Consider the following 16583-nt stretch of genomic DNA (forward strand, 5'->3'; position numbering starts at 1 on the left):
CAGGGTCCGGCGGGATGGAGACTGCCTTGGGGAATTGCCGATGACGCGGACAGCAGGACGGAAGCCGAAGGCGGAACAGGCCGTGACGGAGCCGGGCGGCACTGCGACTGACATGACGGCGGCTGGAATGACGGTGGCCGGAATGACTGCGGAGCCGGAGGCCAGGAAGCCCGATCCGCGCGAGTCCTCGCTGTTCGTCGGCTCGACCGAGAAGACCTTCCAGATCCTCCACGCCTTCGACGGGCCGCACCGGCAGATGCCGCTGTCGGAAATCGCCAGGGCCGCCAACCTGGACCGCAGCGCCGCGCAGCGGCTGGTCTACACGCTGGAGGTTCTGGGATATCTGCGCCGCGTCCACGGCACGCGCAACTATGCGCTGACGCCGAAGCTGCTGCAATTCTCCTACAACTATCTGCGCGCCAACGAGCTGATCGAGAAGGCCTTCCCCTATCTTCTCGACATCAGCCGCAGCGTCGGCGAGACCACCAACCTGCAGGAGCTGGACGGCGCCGAGATCGTCTTCGTCGCCCGCTTCCCCGGCAAGCATCTGGTCAACATCGAATTCATGGTCGGCAGCCGCCTGCCCGCCTACTACACGGCGTCCGGCACCGCGATCCTGTCGCGCCTGTCGGAGGAGGAGCGGGAGGAGATCCTCGCCCGCACCGACCTGCGCCCGCTGACCCCCTACACCGTCTGCGATCCCGACCGGCTGCGGGCCCGCGTGCGCGAAGCCGGGGAGAAGGGCTATGCCCTGCTGATCAACGAGACGGTGATGGGCGACATCTCGGTCGGCGCCGCCATCACCGACGAGCATGGCCGCGCCGTCGCCGGCCTCAGCATCTCGGTCCCGGCCACGCGCTGGACGCCGGAGCAGGTCGAGCAGGAGCTTGCCCGCCATGTCCAGGTGGCCGCGGCCTCCATTTCCGTCCACAAATTCGGCAGCTATTCCCGATAGCGGCCCCACCCCGCAGGAGGCGGTGATCCCATGGCGGCCCATCAGGCATGCCTGAACATCGACGAGTTGCGGCTGCGCGCCCGCCGTTTCCTGCCGCGCGGCCTGTTCGAGTACATCGACCGCGGCACCGAGGACGAGACCTCCCTGCGCCGGCTGCGCGACAGCTTCGCCCAGGCCGAACTGACGCCGCGGGTGCTGGTCGATTGCAGCGGACGCCAAACCGGCGTGACTCTGTTCGGCCGCGACCGCCCGATGCCCTTCGTCGTAGCACCCACCGCCGCCGCCGGTCTGGTCCGCTATGACGGCGAGGTTCTGCTGGCCCGCGCCGCCCGCGCCGCCGGCATTCCCTTCGGCGTCTCGACCCAGTCGATCACCAGCATCGAGGCCATCGCGGAGTCCGGGGCCGAGCTGTGGTTCCAGCTCTATGTCTGGCGTGACCGCAGCCTGACCCACGGCCTGCTCGACCGCGTCGCCGCCTGCGGGGTGGATACGCTGATCCTGACGGTGGACACCGCGGTTTCGCCCAAGCGCGAGTATAACCGACACAACGGATTCAGCGTTCCGGTCACGCCGTCCCTGCGCGGCGCCCTGGACGTGGCGCGCCACCCGGCCTGGGCAGTTGGGGTGCTGCTCCGCCTGCTGGCCAATGGCGGCTGGCCAGGATACGCCCATTATCCCGCGCAGTTCCGCACCCGCATCACCGACGCCGCGGCGCACGACCCGATCCGTCTGTGCGACCGGGTGAACTGGGACGATGTGGCGGAGCTGCGCCGCCGCTGGCGGGGACGCATCATCCTCAAGGGCCTGCTGGCGCCGGAGGACGCGCTGCGCGCGGCGGCGGCCGGGGTCGAGGCCATCGTGGTGTCCAACCATGGCGGGCGCAACCTCGATTGCGCGCCCTCGCCGCTCACCGTTCTGCCGCGCATCATGGACGCGGTCGGCGACCGGCTGACGGTGCTGGCCGACAGCGGGGTGCGGCGCGGCAGCGACGCGGCGAAGCTGCTGGCCGCCGGGGCCGCCGCGGTTCTGCTCGGCCGGGCGCCGCTGTTCGGTCTTGCCGCCGGCGGACAGGCGGGGGCGGAGCACGCGCTGGCGATCCTGCGGGATGAACTCGACCTGACCATGGGTCTGCTCGGCTGCCGGACCGTGGCCGACCTGACCCTGCTGCGACGCCAGACGGCCGGCCGGGTTGCCGAACCGGTGTGAGCGCGATCCGTTTCGACGCCTGTGCTGTTCACACGGCAGACGCGTCGGAGGTTCTCTTGCCCACCAGACCAAGCCCGCTCACCACCCCCGATGGCCGGTATATCGTCGTACGCGGACGTCTGTGGCGCACGGCCAACCCGGCCTTGTCCGACGAGGCCCGCGCCGGCCTCGTCGCCGATCTGATGCGGGCCCGCCGGGCCGTGGCGACCGCGAGGCGGGCCGGCGACGACAGCGCGGAAGCGGCGGCACATGCCGCCGTCGATCAGACGAAGCGGGCGCTCGGCGAGCGGGGACCCGTCTGGTGGTCCGACGGTGCGCCGGACCTGAACCGGCACATGGTCCGGACGACACCCTATGCCGACTGGTTCCACGAGATCGGCGGCACCGGCGAGCGATAGATTCTGGGCGGCCATGCGGCCAAGCCAACCGTATTGCTCCCAAAGAGCATATCCGGGGGCTTGAGAAATGTCCGCCGGGACCGTATCATTTGTGTACCGCAGATAGACTGCGGCATTCTTTCAGCAAGGAGCTTGCTGAGCGTGACCATCGGTTCTCCCACCGGACGCGAGTCCGGGCCCCTGTCGTTGCCGCAGAAGACCCCGGCCCATGGCGCGCAAAGCGCCTCAGGCTTCGATTTCCTGGTTTTTGTCGGCCGTTTCCGCCCCTTCCACCTCGGCCATCTCACCGTCATGAAGCGGGCCCTGTCGCTGGGCCGCCATCTGATCGTTCTGGTCGGGTCGTCGCGTCAGGCGCGCAGCCACCGCAATCCGTTCCGCTTCGAAGAAGTGCGCTCCTGCATCGAGGGCGCCTTCACGCCGGAAGAGTCCGGGCGCATCACGGTGCTTCCCCTCATCGACCGCTACAACGATCTGGAATGGATCCGCGATGTCCAGGCCGCGGTGCATGGCGTCGTCGTGCAGCACCACCGGCCTGCCGACGGCTCGCCCCCAAAAATTGGGCTGATCGGACACTCGAAGGATCACAGCAGCTATTATCTGCGCATGTTCCCGCAATGGGGCGCCGTGGAATGCGCGAATGTCCGGGGGATTTCGGCGACACCGATCCGCGATGCCTATTTCGCCGACGCGGCAACGGCGCTGGAAGAGTGGAAAGAGGCCCTGCCCGCCACTGTCGCCGCCTTCCTGGCGGAGTTCGCGCGCACCGACGAGTACAAGCGGCTGGCCGAGGAAAGCGCCTACATCGCCAAATACCGGGCGGGCTGGGCCAACGCTCCCTATCCTCCCACATTCCTGACCGCCGATGCGGTGGTCGTCCTGTCCGGCCATGTCCTGCTGGTCGAACGCCGCGGCCTGCCGGGGCGCGGCCTGCTGGCGCTGCCCGGCGGCTTCGTCGGCCAGCATGAGCGGATCAAGGACGCCATGATCCGGGAGTTGCGGGAGGAGACGAAGCTCAAGATTCCGGTAGGCTTTCTGGAGGGCGGCATCCGCGCCAGCCAGATCTTCGATCACCCCTACCGCTCGACGCGCGGGCGGACGGTGACGCAGGCCTTCCTCATCCAGCTCAAGCCCACCGACGAAGGCTTTCCCAAGGTGCGCGGCGGCGACGACGCAAAGTCGGCCCGCTGGATGCCGATTGCGGACATCGATCCCGAACGGATGTTCGAAGATCACTACCACATCATCCAGACCATGATCGCCCTGTCCAACGGCTGAAGGCGGCCGGATTCCGCACAGATGGTCGGGGTCGCATCACACCATGACGATCAAGCCCGCCGGACAGACCGGCGGCATTCGGCAAAGGAGCTTTGCCATGTCCAACGACACCTCCGCCAACACCACTTCCACTTTGCGCATCGTCTGCGTCCAGGCCAACCCCACGGTCGGCGCGCTCCAGGGCAATTTCGACATCGTCCGCCGCCATCGCGCGCAATATCGCGGCAAGGCCGACCTGCTGGTGTTCAGCGAGTGCTTCGGCAGCGGCTATCCGCTTCAGGATCTGGTGCTGCGTCCAGGCTTCCGGCGCGATTTCCGCGCGGCGCTCGACGCGCTGGCCGGTGAGATGCGGGGCGACGGCGGACCGGCGGTGCTGGTCGGCGGTCCGCTCGACGGCGCCGCCCTGCCCTACAACGCCGCCTTTCTCATCGAGACCGACGGGTCGATGAAGATCGTGCTCAAGCACACGCTGCCGAACGACGAGGTCTATGACGAGAAGCGGGTCTTCGCCCCCGGTCCGCTGCCCGCGCCCGTCGATTTCCGCGGCTTCCGCCTGGGCATCGCCATCTGCGAGGATTTCTGGCATGGCAAAATCGCCCAGGCGCTGGCGGCCGAAGGGGCCGATCTGCTGATCGTGCCGAACGGCTCGCATTTCAGGACCGGGAAGCAGGCGGTCCGGCTCGCCATCGGCCGGCGCACGGTCAAGGCCACCGGCCTGCCGGTCCTCTACGTCAATCAGGTCGGCGGACAGGACAGCCTGGTGTTCGACGGCGGAAGCTATGCGATGGACCGGGCCGGGCTGGTGATCGCCCAGGCCGGCTTCCGCGAGTGCGAATTCGACATCGCGCTGGAGCGCGGCGAGGACGGCGGCGTCGATCTGCGGCGCGGCGACGTTCTCGGCATGCTGCCGAACGGCTATCCCGACGAGACCGAGGCGATGTATCGGGCGCTGGTGCTGGGCCTGCGCGACTATGTCGACAAGAATGGCTTTCCCGGCGTGGTGCTCGGCATGTCGGGCGGCATCGACAGCGCCCTGTCGGCCGCGGTCGCGGTGGATGCGCTGGGGGCCGGGCGCGTGCTGCCGGTGCGCATGCCGTCGCCCCACACCTCGGCGGAGAGCATGGAGGATGCCGAACGGGCCGCTTCCCTGCTCGGCACCCGCCTGCTGACCGTGCCGATTGCGTCGGCGATGGCCGCCTTCGACGGCATGCTCGCCCCGGTCTTCGATGGGCTGCCGGTGCCGGCGGCGGACACCACCTTCGAGAATGTCCAGGCGCGGGCGCGCGGCATGACGCTGATGGCCCTGTCCAACCGGCTCGGGCTGATGGTGCTGAGCACCGGCAACAAGAGCGAGATGAGCGTGGGCTATGCGACCCTCTACGGCGACATGTGCGGCGGCTATTCGGTGCTGAAGGACGTCTACAAGACAATCGTCTTCCGGCTGGCGCGCTGGCGCAACACGCACCGCCCCGAAGGCCTGCTCGGCCCGCAGGGTGCCGTGATGCCGGACCGTATCATCGCCAAGCCGCCGAGCGCCGAACTGCGCGAAGGGCAGACCGACGAGCAGGCGCTCGGTGCCTACGAGCATCTCGACGCGGTGCTCGCCACCATGGTCGAGGGGCTGAACGGAGCGGACCGTGCCGCCGAACTGGCGAGTGCCGCCGTCGGCCAGCCGATTTCCGCCGCCTATGCCGAGCGTATTGCCGGCATGACGGCGCGGGCGCAATACAAGCGCGACCAGAGCCCTCCGGGCGTCGTGGTCACCGAACGGACCTACGGGCCGGGCTGGCGCCTGCCGGTCACCAACCATTACGGGCTGTGACCCGGTCAGCGAGAACAGGAGGTTTCAGCCATGCTCGTCAATTTCAGTGGCCGCGCCCACAACCACAATTTCGCCACCGACTTCATCGTCCGGTCGCTGCTCGACACCGACTGGTACAAGCTGGCGATGCTGCAATTCATCTGGCGGCATTTCCGCGACGTGAAGGTCCGCTTCAGTCTGATCAACCGCACCCGCTCGGTGAAGCTGGCCCGGATCATCGACGAGGCCGAACTGCGCCGCCAGCTCGACAATGTGCGCTCGCTGCGCCTGAAGCGGTCGGAGGCGGTCTGGCTGCAGGGCAACACCTTCTATGGCCAGCGCGGGATCTTCCGGCCGGAGTTCGTCGCCTGGCTCGCCGACGACTTCGCCCTGCCCGACTACCGGCTGTCGGAGGAGGACGGCCAATGGCGCCTGGATTTCGAAGGCTCGTGGGCGATGACGACGATGTGGGAGATCTACGCCCTCAGCGTCATCAACGAGCTGAAGACGCGGGCAGCACTCGCCAGCATGACCGAGACCGAACTCGATATCCTCTACGCCCGCGCCAAAGTGCGGCTGTGGGACAAGATCGAGCGGCTGCGGCCGCTGCACGACCTCAGCCTGTCGGATTTCGGCACGCGGCGGCGGCACAGCTTCCTCTGGCAGGAATATGTGGTGGAGACGATGGCGGCGGAACTCGGCCCGCGCTTCATCGGCACCTCCAACACCCATCTCGCCATGAAGCACGATCTGGAGGCCATCGGCACCAACGCACACGAGCTGCCGACGACGGTCGCGGCGCTGGCGCGGACCGACGGGGAGCTGCGGGTGGCGCAGTACGATGTGCTGCGGCTGTGGCAGGAGACCTATGGCGGCTCGATGCTGGTGTTCCTGCCCGACACCTTCGGCTCGACCCAGTTCCTGCGGGACGCGCCGGACTGGGTGGCGGACTGGACCGGCATGCGGGTGGACAGCAAACAGCCGGTGGCGGCGGGCGAGGAATACATCGCGTGGCTGGAGCGCCATGGCCGCGATCCCCGCGAGAAGCGCGTCCTGTTCAGCGACGGGCTGGATGTCGAGGACATCGTGACGCTTCACCAAACCTTCGGCGGCCGCATCCGCGACGGCTACGGCTGGGGTACGCTGCTGACCTCGGACTTCCGGAACTGCCACCCGCGCAACGGCCAGGGGCTCGACCCGCTGAGCCTCGTCTGCAAGGTGACCGCGGTCGAGGTGGACGGTGCCTGGAAGGGGGCGGTCAAGCTCAGCGACAATTACGAAAAGGCCACCGGGCCGGCTTCCGAGGTCGCCCGCTATCGTGCCATCTTCGGCACCGAGGGCGTCGCCAACGTCCCGGTGCTGGTCTGAACCGGAGAAGAGAAGCCATGACCGAGTCCATTGTCAGCCCCGCCATCGGCCCCGCCGCCGCGCTGGAGACCGTCGCCGCCGCCCTGCCGGTGCGCAGCAGCAGCGTTTCGCTGGCCGGCAAACGGGTTGGGAAGCTCGACGTCGATCCGGTGAACGGGTTCGCCGCCATCGGCGGCGGCAATCTGGCGCCGCCGGTCGCCAACGCCCAGGTCACCCGCATGATCGCCGAGATCGACCGCACCAACCGGCTGTTCCTCTCGGCCGGCTATCCCATCGCGGTGTTCCTCGACACCCATGAGCCGGGCAAGCCGGAATACCCCTACCCGCCCCATTGCGAGGCCGGCACCGGCGAGGAGAATCTGGTCGAGGAACTGTCCTGGCTGGACGGCGCCCCCGGCGTCACGCTGATGCGCAAGGACTGCATCAACGGCGTGGTCGGGACGACCGACCTGACGACGGGCCAGAACCGGCTGTTCGACTGGATCGCCGCCAACAACATCGAGACGCTGGTGGTGGACGGCATCTGCACCGACATCTGCGTGCTTCAGGCGGTGCAGGCCCTGCTGTCGGCGCGCAACCACGGCATGACCGGGCCGTTGCGTGAGATCGTCGTGTATGAGCCGGGCTGCTCCACCTACGACCTGCCGCTCGACACCGCCCGCAGCCTCGGCCTGCCCGACACCGCCGCCCACCCGCAGGCGGTCGCCCACCATGTCGGGCTGTACCTGATGCAGGCGAGCGGCGCCATCATCGCCGACGGGCTGATGTTCCAGACCGCATGACCGCAAGAGCCGTCAGGACGGCGCGATCAGGTGCGGGACGAAGCGGCTGGTGTTGCCGGTGATCAGCGCGCGGTCCTCGCGGATGCCCAGACCGCAGGCCCTGTCGCCGGCCATCCAGACGCCTAAGACCGCATGGTTGCCGTAGGATTCCGCCAGCGGGGTGAAGGACTGGTACACCCAGCCCTCGTCGACATAGGGCCCTTCGGTCTGGGCAATCGGCTGCCCGACGGGCAAGCCGGCGGCGTCGAGGGTGGCGATGCTGACGTTGCTGCCCTCGCGGCCGAGCAATGGCTTCGCCACCACCTTGGCGCCCGCCGGAAAGCCGGTGCGGTCGAGCGCGGTCTGCAACAGGTTGGGGTGGCCGGGGTTCAGCTCCCACAGCAGGGCGAAGAGCCCCTTCGACGCCATCACCATCTTCCAGGCCGGCTCGATCATCCGGATCCGCCCTTGCGCAGCGGCGGTCACCAGTTCACGGCCGGTCTCCTCCCGGATCATCCAGTCCCAGGGATAGAGCTTCATCAGATGCCGGATCGGCAGGCCGGCATCGTCCAGGAAGCAGCCGGAGGAATCGTCGTAGCGGATCGCCTGGATCGGCATCGCCTTGGTGGTCATGCCGGCGCGCAGGGCCAGGGTCTGGAGATAGGCGATGGTCGCCTCGTCTTCCGGATGCGGCATCAGGCAGGCGAAATGCACCGCCTCGGCCTGCGATGCCAGCGCGGGAAAGGCCTGCATCCGCGCCTGCCAGCGCTCGACCAGGGCCTCCTCCAGGCTGTTGAACTGGTCGGCGTCGGGATGGACGTCCTGGAGCCAGCACCATTGGGCGACGGCGGTCTCATAGAGCGAGGTCGGCGTTTCCGCATTCAGCTCCAGCGCCTTCGGCGGTCCCCCCTTGCCGTCCCAGGCGAAGTCGAAACGGGCGTAAAGCGGCATGTCCCGCCCTTCGCGCTCCTTCCAGCTCGCCTCGATGGCGGGAGCAGCCCAGCGGGGAAGTCCGACCGCCTCGTACAGGCCGCGCGACACGACATGGCCGACCGCCTCCTCGCAGAGCCGGTAGACCTCTTCGGCGGCCTCCTCCAGCGTTTCGATTTCGGCCAGCGAGAAGCGCCAATAGGCGCTTTCGTCCCAATAGGCCGTGCCGTCGGCGTCGGTGTGGAAGGGAAAGCCGATCTCGTCGAGTTTGGCCTGCCACTGCGGGCGAGGGGCCGTGGTCACGCGCTCCATCGTCTCAGCTCCCCGAGAAGCCGCGCGACGACCCGGTCGAGCCGAAGCCGGCGCTGCGCCCGCTCGTGGTGACCGTGAAGGACTTGCCCGAATTGGCCGAGCCCGGCCGGTAGTAGGAGCCGGAGCTGGAGGCCACGCCCCCGCTGCCCTGGCGGATTTCGTCCCGGCGCTGCGGCGGCAGCGGCGTCTCGGCGATCCGGGTGTTGCCGCTGCGGGCATAGCCCTGGCGGTCGAAATAGACCGGCTGGGCGTAGCCGCCGGTCAGGCTGCGACCGATCATGAAGCCGACCAGCGCCGGGACGAAGACGCTGCCCGTGCCGCTTCCGACACCCTCGTTGGCCGGAGTGCAGGCACCGTCGCCCATCTCCGCCTCGCAGGCTTCCCGGTTGGAGAAACGGGGGGCACCGGCCAGATGCTCCTGGCGGGCGGCGGCGAAGGCCTCGGCGCAGTCGCTTGCCGGCTTCTCGGCGGTGCAGGCCTCAATGGAGGGATAGACGGTCGCCTCTTCGGGGCCGTCCTCGCCGCAGGCGAACAGGAGCGGGCTGATGCCGCCCAGCAACAGGGCCGCGACGGTGCGCGAGCGCTTCATCGGAAAGCCTTTCCTCGGATCAATAGGTCAGCGAGCCGTAGTTCAGCAGCCCGACCGCAATCGACAGGCTGGCGAGCAGGATGCCGTAGGCGGTGCGGTCGGCTTCGACACCGGCGCGGAAATCCGGCAGCAGCACGCGCGAGCCGATGACGTAGACCAACAGCTGCGACACCAGCGCGATCACGCCCCACACCGCCAGATCGAGGATATTGGTGGTGTGGGAGGCGACGCTCATCAACGGCAGGGCGAAGCCGATCATGGCACCGCCCAGGGTCAGGGCCGCGGTGGTGTTCCCCTGCCGGACCAGGGCCAGATCGCGATAGGGGGTGACGGCGGTGTAGGCCAGGATGAACAGCAGCAGGAATCCCAGCATCACGACGGCGAACAGCAAATATGACGGAAGAGTTGTCAGAGACTGGAGAACCGGCGTCATATCTTTATCCAACGTTGCATCGCCACCCCCTAGCGTTGCATCGTTCGTGGGCATTCGACAAGGTCGGATCGGGATGGCGGGGGGCGAAGCGGCGCGGCTCATAAGTGGTATATCCATGGGCTGAGCCAGGAGCGCCGGACCCTATACTTTTTCGTCGTTGCGCCCGTGAGGTGGCCTCGTCACCTTGTGAGTGAACATTCATTCACATGGAGGCGTCATGTCCACCGACGTTCGCCACAAGGTCCGCGATGCCGCCATCGCGCTGTTCGCCCAGAAGGGGGTGAAGGCGACGACGGTCCGCGACATCGCCCGGTCCGCCGGGGTCTCGGAGGGAGCGCTCTACCGCCACTGGCCGAGCAAGGAGGAACTGGCGGCCGACCTGTTCGCGGCGGAATACACCACCATGTCGCAGAGCCTGCGCGAGGCGGCGGGCCAGGGTCCGGCGCCGGAGCGGCTGCGGCGGGTCATCCATCATGCCTTCCATCTGGCCGAGGCGGCACCCGACCGCACCCGCTTCCTTCTGCTGTCGCAGCATGAATCGCTGCCGCTGGTGCCGCAGGGCCAGGAAACGCCGGTCGACGTGATCTGCGGCATCGTCGCCGACGGGATCGCGGAGGGCAGCATCGTGCCGGCAGACCGCGACGCGCTGTCCCACATCGTCATCGGCGCCATCGTGCTGAACGTGCAGTCGCAGGTCTACGGCCGGCAGACGGCGCCGCTCTCCAGCCTCGCCGACCCGATCGCCGACGCGATCCTCACAGGCATCTCCAAAATCGGAGCTGGACGATGAACGCCTCCGCCCTTCTCGCCTCGCGGCGCTTCCTGCCGCTGTTCCTCGCCCAGTTCCTCGGCGCCTTCGGCGACAATGTCCTGCGCGGCGCCATCGCGGTGCTGGCGGTGTATGGCGTGTCCGGCGAGGGCGCGCTCAGTGGAGCAATGATCTCGACGCTCGCGGCGGGCGCCTTCACCCTGCCCTTCCTGCTCTTGTCCGCCACCGCCGGCCAGCTGGCCGACCGCTATGACCGCACGGTGATCGCCCGCATCGTCAAGCTGGCGGAAATCGGGCTGATGGCGGTGGCATCATTGGGCATCGTCGCCGCCGACCTGCCGGTCCTGATCGTCGCGCTGGTCGGCATGGGCGCCCATTCGACGCTGTTCGGGCCGGTCAAGTACGGCCTGCTGCCCGACCTGCTCGACCCGTCCGAACTGACCGCCGCCAATGGTCTGGTGGAAGCCGGGACCTTCGTCGCCATCCTGCTGGGCACCATCGCCGGCGGCTCGCTGGCCCTGCTCCACCCCTGGGCCGTGCCGGGCATGCTGGGCGCTTCCGCGCTGCTGGGTCTGGCCGCATCGCTGTTCATCCCGCGCGCCGGCAATGCCGATCCGGCGGTGGCTGTCGGGCTCAACCCGCTGGCGGTGACGGTGCGGGTGCTGCGCTCGGTCGCCGGGGACCGGGCGTCGATGCGGGCGATCCATGGCATCTCGGTGTTCTGGGGCGTCGGCGCGGTGGTGATGGCGCAATTCCCGTCCATCGCCCGCGAGACGCTGGGCACCGACAGCGGCGGCGCCACCCTGCTGCTGGCGGTGTTCGCCATCGGCGTGGCCGCCGGCTCGGTGTATGCCGGCCTCAGCCACCGCACGCCGTCCACCGCCGACGCCGGCCGCGCCGCGCTGGCCGGTCTGGTCGCCGCCCTGGCGGGCGCTGCCCTGCCCCTGCTGACCCCGGCCACCCCGGCTTTGGAACCGCTGTCGCCGCTGGCCCTGCTGGCCCAGCCCTGGGCGTTGCCGCTGCTGGCCGACCTGTTCGTCATCGCCGCCGCCGGGGGTGCCTTCGCCGTCCCGCTCTATGCGCTGATCCAGCATCGCGCCGCGCCGGGGGCCCGTGCCCGCGTCATCGCCGCCGCCTATGTGGTCAATGCGCTCTACATGGTGGCCGGCTCGGCGGTCGCCGCCGGGATGCTGGCGCTGGGAGCCTCGCCGCTGACCGTCGCCTCGGTGGGCGGCGCCAGCATGGCGGTCGCCGTCGTGATGGCGCTCGCCGTCGATGCGCAGGCGCTGATGCGCGCCGTCTTCCGCGGCCTGTTCCGGCTGGCCTTCCGTGTCGAGGTCCGCGGGGCGGAGCATCTGACAACTCTCGACGGCGCCGCGGTGGTGACGCCGAACCACCAGTCCTTCCTGGACGGCGCGCTGCTCGCCGCCTTCCTGCCGGGCATGCGCTTCGCGGTCGACACCCACATCGCCAAGCACCCGCTGGTCAAGCCGTTCCTGGCAATCGCCGACCATGTCACCATCGACCCGACCAACCCGCTCGGCACCCGCATCCTGGCCCGCGCGCTCGCCGACGGCGACAAGGTCTGCGTCTTCCCGGAGGGGCGGATCACCGTCACCGGGTCGCTGATGAAGATCAACGGCGGCCCCGGCATGCTGGCCGACAAGGCACGCTGCCCGGTGGTGCCGGTCTGCATCGAGGGCGCCCAGCGCTCGATCCTGTCGCGGATGAAGGGCCGGCTGAGGCTCGGCCTGTTCCCGCACATCACCATCACCGTGCTGCCGCCGGTGACGACCCCTGACGTTGGTGGTCTGGTCGGCAAGAAGCGGCGCGCCGCCCTGAAGTCCTGGCTGTCGCGCGTGATGACGGAGAGCGTCTTCGCCGCCCGCCCGCGGCAGGAAACGCTGATGCTGGCCCTGCTCGACGCCCGGGCCAAGGCCGGGGCACGGGAGGAGGCCGTGCAGGACGGCGATTTCTCCACCCTGTCCTACCGTGCGCTGGCGGCCCGCGCCCTGGTGCTCGGCCGCATCCTGACGCGCGGCACGGAAGCGGACGAGCCGGTGGGCGTGCTGCTGCCGACCGCCTCGCCGACGGCCGCGGTGTTCTTCGGCCTCGCCGCCCATGGCCGGCCGGCGGCCATGCTGAACTTCACCGCCGGGCCGGATGCGGTGAAGGCCGCCTGCCGCGCCGCCGGGGTGCGCCGGATCGTCACCTCCGCCCAGTTCATCGAGAAGGCCCGCCTCGGCGCGCTGGTCGAGGCGCTGGCCGCCGACCACGCCATCATCCATCTGGAAGAGGTCAAGCGCGGGCTGCGGCTGGGCGACAAGCTGCGCGCCCTGGCGGCTCTGGTGGCGCCGGACCGGCTGCTGCCGCCGCAGGGGAACAGCGACGACATCGCCGCCATCCTCTTCACCTCCGGGTCAGAGGGGCCGCCCAAGGGCGTGGCGCTCAGCCATGGCAACCTGCTCGCCAACATGGCGCAGGTGGCGTCGGTGGTGGATTTCAACCGGCAGGACGTGGTGTTCAACTGCCTGCCCGTCTTCCACTCCTTCGGCCTGACCGGCGGCATGCTGCTGCCGATCCTGAACGGCGTGAAGACGGTGCTCTATCCCAATCCGCGCCATGTCCGGCTGATCCCGGAGCTGGTCTACCAGACCAATGCCACCGTCCTGTTCGGCACCGATTTCTTCCTGAACGCCTGGGCGCGGTCGGCCGACCCCTATGACTACCGCTCGCTGCGCCTCGTCTTCGCCGGCGCCGAGCGGCTCCAGGACGAGACGCGGCGCGTCTACACCGAACAGCTGCGCGTCCATCTGTTGGAGGGCTACGGCACCACCGAGACCGCACCGGTGATCGCCGTCAACACCCCGGCCCGCTTCCGCCCCGGCAGCGTCGGGCAGGCCCTGCCCGGCATCGAGACCGAACTGCTGCCGGTGCCCGGCGTCGATGCCGGCGGGCGGCTGCGGGTACGCGGGCCGAACGTGATGCAGGGCTACCTGCACGCCGACCGTCCCGGCGTGATCCAGCCGCCGCAGGATGGCTGGCACGACACTGGCGACATCGTCGAGATCGACGCCGACGGCTTCATCCGCATCGTCGGCCGGGTCAAGCGCTTCGCCAAGGTGGCGGGCGAGATGATCCCGCTCGGCCTCGTCGAAGAGCTGGCGGGCCTCGCCGATCCGGACGCCACGCACGCTGCCGTCGCCCTGCCCGATGCCAAGCGCGGCGAGCGGATCGTGCTGGCGACGACCGGCACCGCGCTGACCCGCGACGCGCTGGTCGCCGCCGCACGGGCCAGGGGAGCGCCCGAGATCGCCATTCCGCGCGACATCCTGCGCATCGACGCCGTCCCGCTGCTGGGCACCGGCAAGACCGACTATCCGGCCGTGACGCGGTTCGCCGCGGAGGCCGCAGCCAAGGAGCCTGCATGATGGAGACCTCCGCAACCGCTGCCAAAACCGCCGCCGACCGCCGCCCCATCGCCACCCGGTCGGCCCGCTGGGCGCAGAGGCTGGCGGCGTGGCTGACCACGACGCCGGTGACCCCCAACCAGATCTCGCTGCTGTCGGCGGTGTGGGCGGCAATCGGCGGCGCCCTTCTGCTCCAGGGCGGCGTGCTGGCCTGGATCGGCGCCGCGCTGTGCGTCCAGCTGCGCCTCGTCTGCAACCTGCTCGACGGCATGGTCGCGGTGGAGGGCGGCAAGGGATCGCCGGTCGGCGCGCTCTACAACGAAATCCCCGACCGTGTCGCCGACACCGCCTTCCTGGTGCCGCTGGGCTATGCCGCCGGCCTGCCCTGGCTCGGCTGGGCGGCGGCGCTGGCCGCCATGATGACCGCCTATGTCCGCACCTTCGGCGGCGCCCTGGGGCTGGCGCAGGATTTCGGCGGCGTGATGGCCAAGCAGCGCCGCATGGCCGCCCTGACCGTCGCCCTGCTTGCCCAGGCGGTCGAGCATGCGCTGTGGGGCACGCGCTACAGCCTGCTCGCGGCGGCCTGGATCGTCATGGCCGGCAGCCTGCTGACCGTCGCGACCCGCACGCTCGGCATCGCCCGCCGCCTGAATACTCAACATCTGGAAGCCCTCAAGCCGGAGGTCCGGTCATGATCCCCCTGTTCCAACCGGCGCTCCGCCACGGTCTGCTCGGGCTGACCCGCCTGCTGGTCGGCGCCCGCGCAAGCTGGGAAGGCAGCGCCCCCGCGGACACTCCGCGCATCTATTTCGCCAACCACACCAGCCACCTCGACACGCTGGCCGTCATGGCGGCCCTGCCGGCGAAGCTCAGGGCGCGCACGCATCCGGTGGCGGCGCTCGACTATTGGGGCGGTTCGGCCCTGCGCCGCGCGGTGGCGGTGGGCTGCCTGAACGCGCTGCTGGTCGACCGCACCGGCAAGGCGACGGCGGAGGTGATGGGCGCCATGGCGGCGGTGCTGGAAAGCGGGCAGTCGCTGATCCTCTTTCCCGAAGGCACGCGCGGTGACGGCACCGTGGCGCCGTTCAAGAGCGGGCTTTACCACCTCTCCCAACGGGTGCCGTCCGCGGAACTGGTCCCCGTCTTCATCGAGAACCTGCACCGCGTGATGCCGAAGGGCATGCCGCTGCTGGTGCCGCTGATCTGCACCATGCGCTTCGGCGCGCCGCTGGAAGCGGTCGAGGGTGAGGATAAGGCGGCCTTCCTGGGACGGGCGCGCGACGCGCTGGTGTCGCTGTCCCGGCCCGCCTCCCAGCCCAATTCCCAGCCCGCCCCGCAACCTTCCGACCGACGGACCAGCCGATGAGCAGCGTGATCGATTCAGTGATGACCGTCTTCACGACCACCGAGCCGCTGTTCCTCTGGCTTTCGGGCGCCGCCCTCGGCCTGCTGGTCGTCGCCACCCTGATCGGTGCCGTCCTGGCCTATCGGGTGAAGACGCCGGCCGGGCGCGACACGGTGCGCAACCTGAACGCCCGCATCCGCTCCTGGTGGGTGATGGTGGCGCTGTTCGCCGCGGCGATGCTGCTGGGCAGCGGGGTGACGCTGGTGCTCTTCGCCCTGCTCTCCTATCTGGCGCTGCGCGAGTTCATCACGCTGACGCCGACCCGGCGCGGCGACCATGCCGGGCTGTTCCTGTCCTTCTTCGTGGTCGTGCCGCTGCAATACTGGCTGGTCGGGATCGGCTGGTACGGCCTGTTCTCGATCTTCATCCCGGTCTATGTGTTCATGGCGCTGCCGTCGCTGTCGGTGCTGGGCGCCGACACCACCGACTTCCTGACCCGCACCGCCAAGGCGCAGTGGGGGCTGATGCTGGCGGTCTACTGCACCAGCCATGCGCCGGCCCTGCTGTGGCTCGATATTCCCGGCTACAGCCTGCCCCCCGCCCTGCTGCTGCTGTACCTGATGACGGTGGCGCAGCTGAGCGATGTCTTCCAGTATGTGTTCGGCAAGCTGTGGGGCAAGACGCGGCTGTCGCCCGGCATCAGCCCGTCCAAGACGGTGGAGGGGCTGGTCGGCGGCGGGCTGACCGCCGTCGCCATCGGCACCGGGCTGCACGTCATCACGCCCTTCTCGCCGCTCCAGGCGGCGGGGATGTCGCTCATCATCGTCATTGCCGGATTCTTCGGCGGCTTCGTCCTGTCGGCGATGAAGCGCGACCTCGGCGTCAAGGATTGGGGCACGATGATCGAGGGGCATGGCGGCGTCCTCGACCGCCTCGATTCCGTCGTGTTCTCGGCCCCGCTGTTCTTCCATCTCACGCGCTACTGGTTCACCTGACCGGCAGCGTCGGCAGTCCGGACACACGAACGCCCC

15 protein-coding genes are annotated in these 16583 nt (G+C 69.3%); 12 read left to right on the forward strand and 3 right to left on the reverse strand.

Annotated features, from left to right (window positions below):
• The first annotated feature begins 40 nt into the window (after positions 1–40).
• The 7 genes from CRT60_RS07215 to CRT60_RS07245 all read left to right on the forward strand — a co-directional run bounded on the left by CRT60_RS07215 (position 41) and on the right by CRT60_RS07245 (position 7785).
• Positions 41–955 carry an IclR family transcriptional regulator gene (locus CRT60_RS07215; RefSeq protein WP_244592335.1) on the forward strand — a complete coding sequence of 305 codons (915 nt, stop codon included), beginning with the start codon at positions 41–43 and terminating at the stop codon, positions 953–955.
• Between the two features lie 30 nt (positions 956–985).
• Positions 986–2161 carry an alpha-hydroxy acid oxidase gene (locus CRT60_RS07220; RefSeq protein WP_098735755.1) on the forward strand — a complete coding sequence of 392 codons (1176 nt, stop codon included), beginning with the start codon at positions 986–988 and terminating at the stop codon, positions 2159–2161.
• Positions 2162–2217: 56 nt separating this feature from the next.
• The gene (locus CRT60_RS07225) at positions 2218–2559 is read left to right on the forward strand and encodes a hypothetical protein (RefSeq protein WP_098735756.1); all 342 of its coding nucleotides are present in this window, start codon (positions 2218–2220) and stop codon (positions 2557–2559) included.
• Between the two features lie 141 nt (positions 2560–2700).
• Positions 2701–3834 carry a bifunctional nicotinamide-nucleotide adenylyltransferase/Nudix hydroxylase gene (locus CRT60_RS07230; protein WP_098736245.1) on the forward strand — a complete coding sequence of 378 codons (1134 nt, stop codon included), beginning with the start codon at positions 2701–2703 and terminating at the stop codon, positions 3832–3834.
• A gap of 97 nt (positions 3835–3931) precedes the next feature.
• Positions 3932–5656, forward strand: coding sequence for an NAD+ synthase (locus CRT60_RS07235; protein WP_098735757.1), 1725 nt, complete (start codon positions 3932–3934; stop codon positions 5654–5656).
• A 30-nt stretch (positions 5657–5686) separates the two neighbouring features.
• Positions 5687–7003, forward strand: coding sequence for a nicotinate phosphoribosyltransferase (locus CRT60_RS07240; RefSeq protein ID WP_098735758.1), 1317 nt, complete (start codon positions 5687–5689; stop codon positions 7001–7003).
• Positions 7004–7020: 17 nt separating this feature from the next.
• Positions 7021–7785, forward strand: coding sequence for an isochorismatase family protein (locus CRT60_RS07245; protein ID WP_098735759.1), 765 nt, complete (start codon positions 7021–7023; stop codon positions 7783–7785).
• Positions 7786–7797: 12 nt separating this feature from the next.
• On the opposite strand, the gene CRT60_RS07250 is transcribed toward CRT60_RS07245, so the two are convergent.
• The 3 genes from CRT60_RS07250 to CRT60_RS07260 are packed head-to-tail and all read right to left on the reverse strand — an operon-like array spanning position 7798 to position 10028.
• Positions 7798–9006 carry a glutathionylspermidine synthase family protein gene (locus CRT60_RS07250; protein WP_098735760.1) on the reverse strand — a complete coding sequence of 403 codons (1209 nt, stop codon included), beginning with the start codon at positions 9004–9006 and terminating at the stop codon, positions 7798–7800.
• A 4-nt stretch (positions 9007–9010) separates the two neighbouring features.
• Complete coding sequence (locus CRT60_RS07255) at positions 9011–9595, reverse strand: DUF1190 domain-containing protein (RefSeq protein ID WP_098735761.1); 585 nt, start codon at positions 9593–9595, stop codon at positions 9011–9013.
• Positions 9596–9614: 19 nt separating this feature from the next.
• Positions 9615–10028 (reverse strand): DUF350 domain-containing protein, encoded by a 414-nt coding sequence (locus CRT60_RS07260; protein ID WP_098735762.1) that lies wholly within the window; start codon positions 10026–10028, stop codon positions 9615–9617.
• A gap of 217 nt (positions 10029–10245) precedes the next feature.
• Between CRT60_RS07260 and CRT60_RS07265 the strand changes: the two genes are divergently transcribed.
• From CRT60_RS07265 to CRT60_RS07285, 5 genes are read left to right on the forward strand one after another with little or no spacing between them, the layout of a single operon-like run.
• A complete protein-coding gene (locus tag CRT60_RS07265) occupies positions 10246–10818 on the forward strand; it encodes a TetR/AcrR family transcriptional regulator (protein WP_167421648.1) in 573 nt (190 codons plus the stop codon).
• A complete protein-coding gene (locus CRT60_RS07270) occupies positions 10815–14228 on the forward strand; it encodes an acyl-[ACP]--phospholipid O-acyltransferase (RefSeq protein ID WP_098735764.1) in 3414 nt (1137 codons plus the stop codon). Before CRT60_RS07265 ends, CRT60_RS07270 begins: the two co-directional genes overlap by 4 nt.
• Positions 14225–14902 (forward strand): CDP-alcohol phosphatidyltransferase family protein, encoded by a 678-nt coding sequence (locus CRT60_RS07275; protein WP_204561737.1) that lies wholly within the window; start codon positions 14225–14227, stop codon positions 14900–14902. The genes CRT60_RS07270 and CRT60_RS07275 overlap by 4 nt, the downstream gene beginning before the upstream one ends.
• On the forward strand, positions 14899–15573 hold the full coding sequence (locus CRT60_RS07280; protein ID WP_098735766.1) for a lysophospholipid acyltransferase family protein: 675 nt from the start codon (positions 14899–14901) through the stop codon (positions 15571–15573). The genes CRT60_RS07275 and CRT60_RS07280 overlap by 4 nt, the downstream gene beginning before the upstream one ends.
• Complete coding sequence (locus CRT60_RS07285; RefSeq protein WP_244592336.1) at positions 15570–16547, forward strand: phosphatidate cytidylyltransferase; 978 nt, start codon at positions 15570–15572, stop codon at positions 16545–16547. Before CRT60_RS07280 ends, CRT60_RS07285 begins: the two co-directional genes overlap by 4 nt.
• The last annotated feature ends 36 nt before the right edge of the window (positions 16548–16583 follow it).

The organism is Azospirillum palustre, assembly GCF_002573965.1.
In the GTDB taxonomy this organism is placed as follows: Bacteria; Pseudomonadota; Alphaproteobacteria; order Azospirillales; family Azospirillaceae; genus Azospirillum; species Azospirillum palustre.